Here is a 12,601-nt window from a genome sequence, read left to right as displayed (position 1 = left end):
CGGCAATCACCCTGGGGAGAAGCGCAGGCACACGTGGGAGACGACTCGACGCGCAACCGCGTGTGGACGCTGCCCAACCTGCTCAGCATGCTGCGGCTGGCGGGCGTCCCGCTGTTCCTGTGGCTGGTGCTCGGCCCCGAGGCGGACCTGCTGGCCCTCGGCGTCCTGATGCTCTCGGGGATCACGGACTTCCTCGACGGCTACCTCGCGCGCAAGCTCGGGCAGACGTCGGTGCTCGGGCAGGTCCTCGATCCGGTCGCCGACCGCCTCTACATCCTGGCCGTGGTCATCGGCCTCGCACTGCGCGACATCATCCCGTGGTGGGCGGCGCTGTCGCTGCCGCTGCGCGACCTCCTGCTCTGGGGCCTGGTGCCGCTCTTGCGCACCCGCGGCTACAGCGCCCTGCCGGTGCACTTCCTCGGCAAGGCCGCGACGTTCAACCTGCTCTACGCCTTCCCGCTGCTGCTGCTCGGCGACGGCGAGGGCACGGTCGCCACCCTCGCCGAGGTCTTCGGCTGGGCGTTCGCGCTGTGGGGCATCGGCCTCTACTGGTGGGCCGGCATCCTCTACGCCTGGCAGGTCCGGACGCTGCTGCGCACGACCGAGCGGCGACGGGCGGAGCCCGATGCCTGAGACGTCCACGACCGACCGGACCCGGACCCCGCTCCTGAACCTGATCACCCAGGAGTCGATGGACCAGGACTACCAGCACGTCGCGGAGCAGCGCGCAGCCGCCGGGACCACGGGCGACCAGGCTGCTGCGCGGGCGTCCGGGCGCCGCGGCCACTGGGTCGCCACGGCCGTGGTCGGCGTCTTCGGGCTGCTCGTGACGGTCGCCGCGGTCCAGACCTCGGAACGCTCCGGCGTCACCAGCGCCAGCCGCGACTCGCTGCTGCGCCAGATCGACCAGCGCCGCGACCAAGCCGCCGACCTGCAGCAGCGGATCGTGCGCCTGCGCGAGCTCAACATCGGGCTCCAGGGCGCGCTCACCGACGTCGACGACGACGAGCGGAGCACGACCAGTCGGACGCAGCGACTCGCCGGCGCGGCGGGCTTCGGCCCGGTCAGCGGTCCCGGCCTCGTGATCGCCGTCGACGACGCGCCCGACGGTGAGGCGGTGCGCGACGAGGACCTCGCCCTGCTCGTCAACGGGCTCTGGGAGGCCGGCGCGGAGGCGATCTCGATCAACGGGAAGCGGTTGACGACGCGGTCGGGCCTGCGCAACTCCGGCGCGGCAATCAACCTCAACGGCCCGCCGCCGCTCTCCCCGCCGTACGTCGTCTCGGCGATCGGCGACACCCGCACGCTGCAGGCCGACCTGATCGACACCTCGACCGGGCTCGCCTTCAGCAACACCGCCGACGCACTGGGCTTCCCGGTGACGATGAAGGTCGACGACGACCTCACCCTGCCCGCCGCCCAGCTGCGGGCGCCGCGGCACGCGGTCAAGGGCACCGCCGAGCAGAACCGTCGACCCGACGGGAAGGAGAACGCGCCGTGATCGCAGCACTCGGGTTGCTTGTCGGCATCGTGCTGGGGGTCATCTTCCAGCCGGACGTGCCGCTCTGGCTGGAGCCGTACCTCCCGATCGCCGTCGTGGCCGCCCTCGACGCCGTCTTCGGCGCGCTGCGCGCCTACCTGGACGGGATCTTCGACGACAAGGTCTTCGTCGTGTCGTTCATCAGCAACGTGGTGATCGCCGCCGGGATCGTGTTCATGGGCGACAAGCTCGGGGTCGGCGGCCAGCTCTCGACCGGCGTCATCGTCGTCCTCGGCATCCGGATCTTCTCCAACGTGGCCGCGATCCGAAGGCACATCTTCCATGCCTGAGAGCTCCATGCCTGACAACGAGCCGGAGACCGTCGAGGAGAAGGCGCCCGAGCCGCAGCCGACCGGGCGTGACCGCCTGCGCCGGGCGATGCTCCGCCCCTCGCGCGGGCAGCTGGTCGTCGCCGTGCTGCTCGCACTGGTGGGGTACGCCGCCGTCACCCAGGTGCGGTTCACCAACGTCGACGACACCTACGCCGGCTACCGCGAGCAGGACCTGATCGACGTGCTCAACGGCCTGGCCACCCAGACCCAGCGCGCGGAGTCCGAGATCGCGCGCCTCGAGCGCACCCGGGACGACCTGCGATCGAGCACGGGCGCCCGCGAGGCGGCGCTCGCCCAGGCCGAGGAGCAGGCCAACAACCTGGCCATCATGGCCGGCCTGGTGCCCGTGACGGGTCCGGGCATCCGCGTGACGGTCACGGAGACCGACGGCACCGTCGACGTCGACACGGTGGTCGACCTGATCCAGGAGCTGCGCACCGCCGGCGCCGAGGCCATCCAGGTCAACGGCGAGGTCCGGGTGGTCGCGCAGACGGCTTTCGAGGACGCCGACGGCGGCATCGAGGTCGGGGGAGAGCTGGTCACCTCGCCGTACGTCTTCGACGTGATCGGCGAGCCGGGCACCCTGCACGGCGCGGTGGACTTCCCCAAGGGGCCGCAGGACCAGTTCGAGGACCAGGGCGCGACCGTCGACATCGACGAGCTCGCGTCGCTCGACATCGAGGCCGTGGTGACGCCGCGGAAGCCTGACTACGCCCAGCCCGACTCGTCGCAGTAACCTCTCGCTGGCGCACCCGCACCCGACCCGAGGAGACCCCGTGTACCCCGACGACCTGAAGTACACCAGCGAGCACGAGTGGGTCCGCGAGCCGGGGGAGCACGCCGGTTCGGTCCGCATCGGCATCACCGAGTACGCCCAGGACGCGCTCGGCGACATCGTCTACGTGTCGCTGCCCGAGGTGGGCGCGAGCGTCGAGGCCGGCTCGACCTGCGGCGAGCTCGAGTCCACGAAGTCGGTCAGCGACATCTACGCGCCGGTCTCCGGCGAGGTGGTCGCCCGCAACGAGACGCTCGACGCGACGCCGGAGCTCGTCAACACCGACCCGTACGGCGGCGGCTGGCTCTTCGAGGTCGTGCCGAGCGGTGCGGCGGCACCCGAGGGCCTGATGGACGCGGCGACGTACCAGGCCTCGCTCGACGGCTGAGCCGGGCGCCGTTCCCAGCCCCGTCCCAGCCCCGCCCGGACCCCAGGACAAGGCCGCGCGTCCCCTTGATCGGGCCGCACGGACTGATAGGTTCGGGGCAACCGTCAACCTCAACCGGCCCTTGAGGGTTGGCCCATCGACGAAGGACTGACCGATGCCGTTCTGCACAGTCTGTGGCACGCAGAACCCCGACGACGCGCGCTTCTGCGCCCAGTGCGGCAACCGGCTCCCGGCGGCGTCGCCGGCGGCCGACGGTGACCCCTCGGGAGAGTCGACGGCGACCATCAGCATCACCGCCGCGGCCGACAAGGCCGAGACGTCCGACCGTCAGCTCAACCCGGTCGACGCGGCAGCGGTGGACGCGCTGCCCTCCGGGCACGCCCTGCTCGTCGTACAGCGCGGTCCGGGCTCGGGCAGCCGGTTCCTGCTCGACCAGGACGTCATCAGCGCGGGTCGGCACCCGGAGAGCGAGATCTTCCTCGACGACGTGACGGTCTCGCGCCGCCACGCCGAGTTCCACCGGCAGGGCGACTCGTTCACGGTGAGCGACGTGGGCAGCCTCAACGGCACCTACGTCAACCGTGACCGGATCGACCGGGTCCGGCTCAACGACGGGGACGAGGTGCAGATCGGCAAGTTCCGGCTGGTCTTCTTCTCGGGGCACACGGACGGGTGAGCACCGTCGCTGGCGCTGCGGCGGGCTCGGCGCCGCGGGCCCGGATGAACATCGGAGAGGTCCTCGACCGGCTCCGCCCGGACTTCCCTGGCATCACCATCCCCAAGATCCGCTTCCTCGAGGACAAGGGGCTGATCAAGCCCGAGCGGACCGCCGCCGGCTACCGGAAGTTCTCGGTCGAGGACGTCGAGCGGCTCCGCTACGTGCTGCGCATGCAGCGCGACCACTACCTGCCGCTGCGGGTGATCGGGGAGCACCTGGACGCGATCGACCGCGGGCTGGAGCCGCCGCCGATCGAGCCGGTGGTGCCGACCGTCCCGCAGGTGGCGCTGGCCGCGGACGGCATGCCGAGCCCCGAGTCGTTCCTGCGGCGTGACAACGTCCGCCTGTCGCGCCGTGAGCTGCTGAAGATCGCCGAGGTCTCCGAGGAGCTGCTCGGCGAGCTGGAGCAGTACGCCCTCGTGACGCCCTCGCGGACCGGTCACTACGACACCGATGCCCTGGTCATCGCCCAGACCGCGCGCGAGCTGGCCGACTTCGGGTTCGAGCCGCGGCACCTGCGCGCCTTCAAGACCTCGGCCGATCGCGAGGTGGGGCTGGTCGAGCAGGTCGTGGCGCCCCACAAGCGCGGCCGCGACGCGGCGGCCAAGGCCCGTGCCGAGGAGACCGTCAGCGAGATCGCCGCGCTCTCGGTGCGCCTGCACGCCACCCTGGTCAAGGCCGGTCTACGCACGTCCTGAGCGGCGCCCCGACGAGCTCACCGCCCCGGAGTAGGGTGAACGCGTGCGCGAAGTCGATGTCTTGGGAGTCAGGGTCGAGATGCCCTCCAACCAGCCGATCGTGCTGTTGCGGGAGGTGTCGGGTGACCGCTACCTGCCCATCTGGATCGGCGCCGTCGAGGCGACCGCGATCGCCTTCGCCCAGCAGGGCGTCGTCCCGCCGCGGCCGCTGACGCACGACCTGATGAAGGACGTGCTCGAGGCCACCGGCAACGAGCTGACCGAGGTCCAGATCACCGAGGTCAAGGACGGCGTCTTCTTCGCCAACCTGGTCTTCGGCTCCGGCGCCGAGGTGAGCGCCCGCCCCTCGGACTCGATCGCCCTGGCCCTGCGCACCGGCACCCGGATCGTCTGCGCGGACGACGTCCTCGACGAGGCCGGTCTCGCCGTGCCCGCCGAGCAGGAGGACGAGGTCGAGAAGTTCCGCGAGTTCCTCGACCAGGTGACGCCCGAGGACTTCGAGTCGCCCCAGGGCTGAGCGGAGTGTCGTGCGGGTTTCACCGGCTGGCCGCCAAAACCCGCACACCTGTCAGCCAAGACCCGCGGGACGCGCCGACCTGGTGCGGCGCGTCGTGCGGGTTTCACCGGCTGACCGCCGAAACCCGCACGGCCAGCCCTGACCCTCAACCTGAGGTTGAGGGTTCCGACACGCCGACAGCGTCTTTGACGGGTGGTCGGTCGCGGCCTACCTTGAACTGTCTCTGTTGTAACTCCACCGCTGTGACGCCCGCTTCTCAGGCCGATCGGCACCTTCCCCGGAGAGTTACGATCGACGGAGTAGCCCTCGGAGGACCGCGTGAAAGAGAACGAGCAGCAGCACGACGCTGACACGGCGCATGCTGCCCAGGAGGCCGAGGAGCAGGGCCTGCTCTTCACCGACGACGTCTCTCCGTTGCCCAGTGACACCGGCTACCGCGGTCCGACCGCGTGCAATGCCGCCGGCATCACCTACCGCCAGCTCGACTACTGGGCCCGCACCGGCCTGATCGAGCCCACCGTGCGCGGCGCCAAGGGCTCCGGGTCGCAGCGGCTCTACTCGTTCCAGGACATCCTGCTGCTCAAGGTCGTCAAGCGCCTGCTCGACGCCGGCATCTCCCTGCAGCAGATCCGTACGGCGGTCCAGCACCTGCGCGAGCGGGGCACCGACGACCTCACCCGGGTCACCCTGATGAGCGACGGGGTCTCGGTCTACGAGTGCACGAACAACGAAGAGATCATCGACCTCCTCCAGGGCGGTCAGGGCGTGTTCGGCATCGCCATCGGCGGCGTCTGGAACGAGATCGAGGGCACCCTCGCCGAGCTGCCCTCCGAGCGCACCGCCGAGGTCGAGGCCGAGCCGCTCGCCGGTGACGAGCTCGCTGCCCGCCGCGCGGCCCGCAAGACCGGGTAGTGGTTTCGAGACAGTTGCTGCGCAACTTCCTCAACCACCGTTTGACCTGAACATCGGCCCGTCGCCCTCGTGGCGGCGGGCCGATGTCGTGTTTGCGGGTGCGGGCCCGGTAGATTGGGCGGTGCTGACACTCCTGCACGGGAGAGTCCCCGGATCTCGTGGGTCATCGCGAGGGGCGGGGCGCCGAAGGGGCAATTCCTCCCCGGAACCTCTCAGGCCACCGGACCGTGCGGGTCAGGCACTCTGAAGCGCCAACGGCGGTGCGACAGAGGGGGAGGCACCCGAACGATCTTCGAGGAGCCCACCAGATGTCAGACCACCTCTCGCTCACCGAGCTCGACGGCGCGCTGCCGTTCGTCGAGCGCCACATCGGGCTCCGCGACGTCGACGTCGCGTCGATGCTCGAGCGCCTGGGCTTCGACTCGCTCGACGCGCTGATGGACGCCGCCGTCCCCGGCGCGATCCGGGTCGCCGAGTCGCTCGACCTGCCGTCCCCGCTGAGCGAGGAGGCGGCCGCCCGCGAGCTGCGCGCGATCGCGCACGCCAACCGGCCCGGCGAGGCGATGATCGGTCTCGGCTACCACGCGACGATCACGCCGCCGGTGATCCGGCGCAACGTGCTCGAGGACCCGAGCTGGTACACCGCTTACACGCCGTACCAGCCGGAGATCTCGCAGGGCCGCCTCGAGGCGCTGCTCAACTTCCAGACCGTGATCGGCGACCTCACCGGCCTGCCGACCGCGAACGCGTCGCTGCTCGACGAGGGCACGGCCGCCGCCGAGGCGATGACGCTCGTACGCCGCGGCAACCGCAAGGCCTCGGGTCCGTTCGTCATCGACGCGGACGCGCTGCCGCAGACCATCGACGTGGTCCGCACCCGCGCCGAGGCGATGAGCATCGACGTGGTGGTCGCCGACCTGGCCGACGGTCTCCCGGACGGTGAGCTGTGCGGCGTCCTGGTGCAGTACCCCGGGGCCTCCGGCCGTGTGCTGGACCCGCGTGCGGTCATCGCGCAGGCCCACGAGCGTGACGCCCTCGCGGTGGTCGCTGCCGACCTGCTCGCCCTGACCGTCCTCGAGGCGCCGGGTGTCCTGGGTGCCGACGTCGTGGTCGGCTCCAGCCAGCGCTTCGGCGTCCCCCTCTTCTACGGTGGCCCGCACGCCGGCTACATGGCCGTGGCCGCCGGGCTCGAGCGGCACCTCCCGGGCCGGCTCGTCGGCGTCTCCGTCGACGCGGAGGGCCGCCCGGCGTACCGGCTGGCGCTGCAGACCCGCGAGCAGCACATCCGGCGCGACAAGGCGACCTCCAACATCTGCACCGCGCAGGTGCTGCTGGCGGTCGTGGCGTCGATGTACGCCGTCTACCACGGCCCCGAGGGCCTGCGCTCGATCGCGACCCGCACGCACCGGTACGCCGCCGTGCTCGCTGCCGCTCTCGCCGAGGGCGGGGTCGTGGTCCGGCACGAGGGCTTCTTCGACACCCTGACCGTGCCGGTCCCGGGGCGCGCGGCCGAGGTCGTCGCCTCCGCCCGCACCTACGGCCTCCAGCTCCGGCTGGTCGACGCCGACACCGTCGGCATCACCACCTCCGAGCTGACCACCCGCTCGACGATCAGCAGCGTGCTGAAGGCGTTCGGGATCTCGGGTGTCGACCTCGACGCGGTCGACACCGCCACGGCCGACGCGCTGCCCGAGGCGCTGCGGCGCAGCACGCCGTACCTCACGCACGAGGTGTTCAGCAGCCACCACAGCGAGACCGCGATGCTGCGCTACCTGCGCAAGCTGTCGGCGCGCGACTACGCGCTCGACCGCGGCATGATCCCGCTCGGCTCCTGCACGATGAAGCTCAACGCGACCACTGAGATGGAGCCGGTGTCGCTGCCGGGCTTCGCCGACCTGCACCCGTTCGCCCCGGCCGAGGACGCCGCCGGCTACCGCCAGCTGGTCAACGACCTCGAGGGCTGGCTGGCGGAGGTGACCGGCTACGACCGGGTCTCGATCCAGCCCAACGCCGGCTCGCAGGGCGAGCTCGCCGGCCTGCTGGCGATCCGCGGCTTCCACCGGGCCAACGGCGACGCGCACCGCGACGTCTGCCTGATCCCGAGCTCGGCACACGGCACCAACGCGGCGTCCGCGGTGATGGCGGGCATGAAGGTCGTCGTCGTGAAGTCCGGCGAGGGCGGCGAGGTCGACCTCGCCGACCTGCGCGCCCAGTGCGAGAAGCACGCCGACGACCTGGCCGCGATCATGGTGACCTACCCGTCGACGCACGGCGCCTACGAGGACACCATCACCGAGCTCTGCCAGATCGTGCACGACCACGGCGGGCAGGTGTACGTCGACGGTGCCAACCTCAACGCGCTGCTGGGCTTCGCGAAGCCCGGCGAGTTCGGCGGCGACGTCTCGCACCTCAACCTGCACAAGACCTTCTGCATCCCGCACGGTGGCGGCGGTCCGGGCGTCGGTCCGGTCGCGGTGCGCGCGCACCTGGCGCCGTACCTGCCCTCGCACGCGATGCACCCCGAGCAGGACAAGCGCGACGGCATCGGGCCGATCAGCGCGGCGCCGTACGGCTCGGCGGGCATCCTGCCGATCTCCTGGGCCTACATCCGGCTGATGGGCGCCGCGGGCCTCACCCGCGCGACCGCGGTCGCGGTGCTGTCGGCCAACTACATCGCCACCCGGCTCGGCGAGGCCTACCCGGTGCTCTACCGCGGCCACGGCGGGCTGGTCGCCCACGAGTGCATCCTCGACCTGCGCGGACTGACCAAGGAGACCGGCGTGACCGTCGACGACGTCGCGAAGCGGCTGGTCGACTACGGCTTCCACGCGCCGACGATGTCGTTCCCGGTGGCCGGCACGCTGATGGTCGAGCCGACCGAGTCCGAGGACCTCGGCGAGATCGACCGGTTCATCGACGCGATGATCGCCATCCGCGCCGAGATCGATCAGGTCGCAGCAGGGGAGTGGACCGCCGAGGAGTCGCCGCTGCGCGGCGCTCCGCACACCTCGCGCGCGTTGGTGGGCAAGTGGAAGCGTGCCTACTCCCGCGAGCTTGCGGTCTTCCCGACCGGCATCGACCCGGACAAGTACTGGCCGCCGGTGGCCCGCATCGACCAGGCGTACGGCGACCGCAACCTGGTCTGCGCCTGCCCGCCGCTGGAAGCCTTCGCGGAGTGAGCGTCGCGGACCTCACCGCTCGGCGGCTGCTGGGCCGACTCGCACACGCCCAGTCGGCCGGGAGGCTCCCGTCGGTCGTCGGCGGGCTGGTCCGCGATGGCGAGCCGGTCTGGTTCGGGACGTACGGCGGCCCGGCGGTGCCCGGGCACGACCCGCACGACGTGCAGTACCGGATCGGGTCGATCACCAAGACGATGACCGCCGTGCTCGTGCTGCAGCTGGTGCGTGACGGCCGGATCGCGCTCGACGACCCGGCCTCGGTGGTGCTCGGTGACGTCGGAACCGGCGGCATCGGGTATGGCGACCGCACGCTGCGCACGCTGCTCGCGCACAGCTCCGGGATGCAGTCCGAGCCGGTCGGGTCGTGGTGGGAGCGGTCCGCCGGTCTCTCGTTCGACGAGCTGACGTCGCTCAACGACGGCACCCGTGGCGTCTTCGGCCCGGGGGAGCGGTTCCACTACTCCAACCTGGGCTACGCGCTGCTCGGCGAGCTCGTCGCCCGGCTGCTCGGCACCACCTGGTGGGAGGCCGTGCAGCAGCGGATCCTCGCGCCGCTCGGCATGCGCCGCACGTCGTACCTCCCCGAGGGTGCGTCCGCCCAGGGCCAGTCGGTGCACCCGTACGACGGGACGTTGCTCGCCGAGCCGGCGACCGACACGGGCGCGATGGCGCCGGCCGGTCAGGTCTGGGCGACCATCCAGGACCTCGTGACGTACGCCGCCTTCCTCGGCCAGGGCCACCCGGAGGTGCTGTCGATCGCCGAGCTCGACCGGGCCTACGTGCCACAGTCGGGCTCGCCCGAGGACGGCCTGAAGTCCGTGCACGGCCTGGGCTTCCAGGTGTTCGCGGGTGGCTCCGGGACGCTCGCCGGGCACACCGGCTCGATGCCCGGTTTCATCGCCACGGTTCTCGTCGACCGCAAGCGCCGCACCGGCGGGGCCGTCCTCGCCAACGCGACGACCGGCTACTCGCCGGCCGCTCTCGTGATGGAGCTGCTCGACGAGCTCGAGAGCCAGGAGCCGACGCTGGCCGAGCCGTGGCGCCCGTCAGCCGGCGTACCGCCCGAGCTCGCCGGGGTCCCCGGCGTCTGGCACTGGGGCAACACGCCCCAGGTCGCCGAGATGGTCGGCGACCGTCTCCACATCTCCAAGCCGGGCGGCGTGGCGCCGCACGTCTTCGAGGTGCGCGACGGCCGGGTGGTCGGGGTGTCGGGCTACCACGCCGGCGAGGAGCTGCACGTCGTACGCCGTGCGGACGGCAGCGTCGGACACCTCGAGGTCGCGACGTTCATCTACACGCGGACGCCGTACGACCCGGAGGCGCCGATCCCGGGTGGTCACCCGGGCTGACGGCGCTCAGCCCAGTCGCGCCAGCTGGTGTCGGAAGTAGCCCGGGTAGCCCACGATGACCTGGCTGTCGGCGCTGTCCTCGCTGTCGTCGCCGGCCCCGCCCTGGTCGCGGGGGTCGAGCTTGATGTTGCGGACGACACCGCGGTCGGCGATCCCCGAGTTGCGCTCGTTGCCGATCTCCGCGGCCCACCGGATCGTCCTGCTGTGCACCTTGATGGTGCGCGTGCCGTGGGCCGGTACGGTGCGCCCGCCGCCACTGCGACGCGACGACCACGCCCACATGACGCGCTTGTCGTTGTGGTTGGTGACCGTGACCCGGCCGGGCTTGCCCGGCACCTTGCGTACCGTCACCGGCTTCGTCGGCAGCATCGTCACGGTCAGGACAGCCGGGGTCAGACGGGTCGTGTTGCAGACGAAGTAGTCGATCTCGAAGGGCTTCGAGAGCCGGCTGCGGGTCGCGATGACCGCCATGTCGCCGGCCGATCCGAACAGCCCGCCGGCGTCGGCCGCGAGCACGGGCGGGATGTCGCCGGCACCGACGACCCCGGACAGGTCGAGGCTCGGGAGCCGGCACAGCTGGAGCTGGGATCCGTCCGGGTCCCCGGGATCGACGTCGTTGGACAGCACGTCCACGATCGCCATGCCGTGCGGATAGATCGCGATGGCGTCGTTGGTCACCACGGGTGCGTCCGGGTCGGGCGCGGTCGCCTGGGCGGCGTGGGCCGGTGCGATGGCGGCGGCAGTGAGGACGACGGCGAGCACGGCCGCCGCAGGCACGGAGCGGCGGTTCATCGGCTGAGCGCGGCGTACCAGCTGCCGGTCCGGAGCTCCGGGTGCTTCGGCGGCGGCGGGAGCTCGGTGCCGGGGCGCAGGCGGATGTCGCGGACGACGCCCATGTCGGCGATGCCCGGGGAGCCGAGCAGCGAGGACTTGCCGCCGCTGGTCCCGATCAGGGCCAGCCAGACGATCTTGTGGCGGCGGACCGGCACGGTGCGGGTGGCGCCGGCGGGGATCCGGACCCGGGCGTCGGGACGCGCGGCGTGCGGGTCGCCGTACCAGAAGCTGATCGACGCGGTGTTCTTGTTGGTCACGCTCAGCCGGCCGGGCTTGCCGGCGATCTTGTGCACCACGACGGGCGCGACCGGAAGGATCGTGACGGTCAGGTGGGCGGGTACCAGGTGGGTGTGGTCGCAGACGTAGTAGTCGATGACGTGGGTGCCGTGCGCCCGCGGGGTCGAGACGACGGCGAGGTCGCCGGGATCGCCGATCCCGGCCGATCCCTCGTCCAGCGCCATGACCGTGGGGATCTTGGTGCCCGCCAGGTCGGGCGAGGGGAAGCGGCACAGCGCCAGGTCGTCGCCGGACGGCGAGGAGTCGTTGGCGAGGACGTTGAGCTCGGCACTCTGACCCGGGTAGATCGAGACCGTGTCGTCCACGACGACGGGGAGTGGCGGCTCGTCGGCGTACGACGGAGCGCTGCCGAGGAGGGTGACGCCGAGGAGGGCGGCCGCGAGGCCGCCGGTGATCCGGACGAGGGCGCTGGTGCGCATGGGACTCCGTTCCCGAGGTGCAGTGGTCGCGGAGAGGCTATGGCAGCAACGCCCTCGCCCGAGGGGTTTTCGCTCAGTCGACGATGGACGTCTTCGTCACCTTCAGGTTGAACGCGAAGGCGCTGTCGCAGGTGAGCCGGCCGGTGCGGCCGTCGTAGCTGACGGTGAGGACCGGCTCGAGCAGCCGGTGGGTGCCGGCCGAGACGATCCGGAGCCCGGCGTCCTCGACGACCTCCTTGACCTTCTTGACCTCGCCGGTCGGCCTGGCGAGGCCCTTGATGACGATCCTGGTGCCGTCGATCCGAGCGGCCGCACGCACCTTGGTGCCGACGACGAACGGCTTGGCGGCCTCGCGCGACGCGCCGGCCTCCCCGGCCCGCCCGTCGTTGACCAGCACCTCGAGGAAGTTGCCGTAGGTCTTGTTCTGGTAGAGGTTCGCGCGGACCGGGGTCCGGCCCGCCGAGCCGGTGCACTCGAGCACCTTGCCGACCTCGCGTGAGGTGCCGGGCTGCATCGGGTCGGGCTTCGGGTCGAGGGTCTGGGCGCTGCCCGGTGCCGTGCCCAGCCCGATGAGGGCGGAGGTCGCGGCGACGGCCAGGGCGCCCGTGATGAGCTGGGTTCGCATGACTTTTCGCTTTCCGTG

At 71.6% G+C, this 12,601-nt stretch carries 14 protein-coding genes and 1 riboswitch; of the genes, 11 read left to right on the top strand and 3 right to left on the bottom strand.

Annotated elements, in window-relative coordinates:
- Positions 1-33 precede the first annotated feature (33 nt).
- The 11 genes from ASC77_RS01395 (at position 34) to ASC77_RS01345 (ending at position 10,408) form a co-directional block, all read left to right on the top strand.
- Complete coding sequence (locus tag ASC77_RS01395; protein ID WP_056147882.1) at positions 34-633, top strand: CDP-alcohol phosphatidyltransferase family protein; 600 nt, start codon at positions 34-36, stop codon at positions 631-633.
- Positions 626-1,501, top strand: a complete 876-nt coding sequence (locus tag ASC77_RS01390; protein ID WP_056147880.1) for a DUF881 domain-containing protein — start codon at positions 626-628, stop codon at positions 1,499-1,501. Before ASC77_RS01395 ends, ASC77_RS01390 begins: the two co-directional genes overlap by 8 nt.
- Positions 1,498-1,830: a small basic family protein gene (locus ASC77_RS01385; RefSeq protein WP_056147878.1), complete on the top strand. Its 333-nt coding sequence runs from the start codon at positions 1,498-1,500 to the stop codon at positions 1,828-1,830. The genes ASC77_RS01390 and ASC77_RS01385 overlap by 4 nt, the downstream gene beginning before the upstream one ends.
- A gap of 7 nt (positions 1,831-1,837) precedes the next feature.
- Positions 1,838-2,608 (top strand): DUF881 domain-containing protein, encoded by a 771-nt coding sequence (locus ASC77_RS01380; RefSeq protein WP_056147875.1) that lies wholly within the window; start codon positions 1,838-1,840, stop codon positions 2,606-2,608.
- A gap of 40 nt (positions 2,609-2,648) precedes the next feature.
- Positions 2,649-3,035 carry a glycine cleavage system protein GcvH gene (gene gcvH / locus ASC77_RS01375; RefSeq protein WP_056147871.1) on the top strand — a complete coding sequence of 129 codons (387 nt, stop codon included), beginning with the start codon at positions 2,649-2,651 and terminating at the stop codon, positions 3,033-3,035.
- A 154-nt stretch (positions 3,036-3,189) separates the two neighbouring features.
- Entirely contained in the window at positions 3,190-3,711 is a 522-nt protein-coding gene (locus ASC77_RS01370) for an FHA domain-containing protein (RefSeq protein ID WP_056147866.1), read from the top strand.
- A complete protein-coding gene (locus ASC77_RS01365; protein ID WP_235547388.1) occupies positions 3,708-4,451 on the top strand; it encodes a MerR family transcriptional regulator in 744 nt (247 codons plus the stop codon). The genes ASC77_RS01370 and ASC77_RS01365 overlap by 4 nt, the downstream gene beginning before the upstream one ends.
- Before the next feature lie 43 nt (positions 4,452-4,494).
- Positions 4,495-4,968 (top strand): bifunctional nuclease family protein, encoded by a 474-nt coding sequence (locus tag ASC77_RS01360; protein ID WP_082574382.1) that lies wholly within the window; start codon positions 4,495-4,497, stop codon positions 4,966-4,968.
- 318 nt (positions 4,969-5,286) lie between these two features.
- On the top strand, positions 5,287-5,880 hold the full coding sequence (locus ASC77_RS01355) for a MerR family transcriptional regulator (protein WP_056147859.1): 594 nt from the start codon (positions 5,287-5,289) through the stop codon (positions 5,878-5,880).
- A 128-nt stretch (positions 5,881-6,008) separates the two neighbouring features.
- Positions 6,009-6,118: riboswitch (glycine riboswitch) on the top strand.
- 70 nt (positions 6,119-6,188) lie between these two features.
- Complete coding sequence (gene gcvP / locus ASC77_RS01350) at positions 6,189-9,059, top strand: aminomethyl-transferring glycine dehydrogenase (RefSeq protein ID WP_056147856.1); 2,871 nt, start codon at positions 6,189-6,191, stop codon at positions 9,057-9,059.
- Positions 9,056-10,408: a serine hydrolase domain-containing protein gene (locus ASC77_RS01345; RefSeq protein WP_082574381.1), complete on the top strand. Its 1,353-nt coding sequence runs from the start codon at positions 9,056-9,058 to the stop codon at positions 10,406-10,408. The genes gcvP and ASC77_RS01345 overlap by 4 nt, the downstream gene beginning before the upstream one ends.
- Positions 10,409-10,414: 6 nt before the next feature.
- Here the strand turns inward: ASC77_RS01345 and ASC77_RS01340 are convergent, their stop codons facing one another.
- From ASC77_RS01340 to ASC77_RS01330, 3 genes are all read right to left on the bottom strand, one after another.
- Entirely contained in the window at positions 10,415-11,200 is a 786-nt protein-coding gene (locus tag ASC77_RS01340) for a hypothetical protein (protein WP_056147854.1), read from the bottom strand.
- Positions 11,197-11,958 carry an Ig-like domain-containing protein gene (locus tag ASC77_RS01335; protein WP_056147852.1) on the bottom strand — a complete coding sequence of 254 codons (762 nt, stop codon included), beginning with the start codon at positions 11,956-11,958 and terminating at the stop codon, positions 11,197-11,199. The genes ASC77_RS01340 and ASC77_RS01335 overlap by 4 nt, the downstream gene beginning before the upstream one ends.
- 73 nt (positions 11,959-12,031) lie before the next feature.
- The gene (locus ASC77_RS01330; RefSeq protein ID WP_056147849.1) at positions 12,032-12,583 is read right to left on the bottom strand and encodes a hypothetical protein; all 552 of its coding nucleotides are present in this window, start codon (positions 12,581-12,583) and stop codon (positions 12,032-12,034) included.
- Positions 12,584-12,601: the final 18 nt, after the last annotated feature.

This window comes from Nocardioides sp. Root1257 (assembly GCF_001425175.1).
In the GTDB taxonomy this organism is placed as follows: Bacteria; Actinomycetota; Actinomycetes; order Propionibacteriales; family Nocardioidaceae; genus Nocardioides.
The sequence above is the reverse complement of the archived record's forward strand: the minus strand, read 5'-3'. Positions and strand labels throughout refer to the sequence as shown.

Excerpts from the sequence above, each read along its gene's own strand:
- ASC77_RS01370 (WP_056147866.1), top strand. The coding sequence starts at position 3,190 with ATGCCGTTCTGCACAGTCTGTGGCACGCAGAACCCCGACGACGCGCGC.
- ASC77_RS01340 (WP_056147854.1), bottom strand. The coding sequence starts at position 11,200 with ATGAACCGCCGCTCCGTGCCTGCGGCGGCCGTGCTCGCCGTCGTCCTC.
- ASC77_RS01380 (WP_056147875.1), top strand. The coding sequence starts at position 1,838 with ATGCCTGACAACGAGCCGGAGACCGTCGAGGAGAAGGCGCCCGAGCCG.
- ASC77_RS01335 (WP_056147852.1), bottom strand. The coding sequence starts at position 11,958 with ATGCGCACCAGCGCCCTCGTCCGGATCACCGGCGGCCTCGCGGCCGCC.
- gcvP (WP_056147856.1), top strand. The coding sequence starts at position 6,189 with ATGTCAGACCACCTCTCGCTCACCGAGCTCGACGGCGCGCTGCCGTTC.
- ASC77_RS01330 (WP_056147849.1), bottom strand. The coding sequence starts at position 12,583 with ATGCGAACCCAGCTCATCACGGGCGCCCTGGCCGTCGCCGCGACCTCC.
- ASC77_RS01390 (WP_056147880.1), top strand. The coding sequence starts at position 626 with ATGCCTGAGACGTCCACGACCGACCGGACCCGGACCCCGCTCCTGAAC.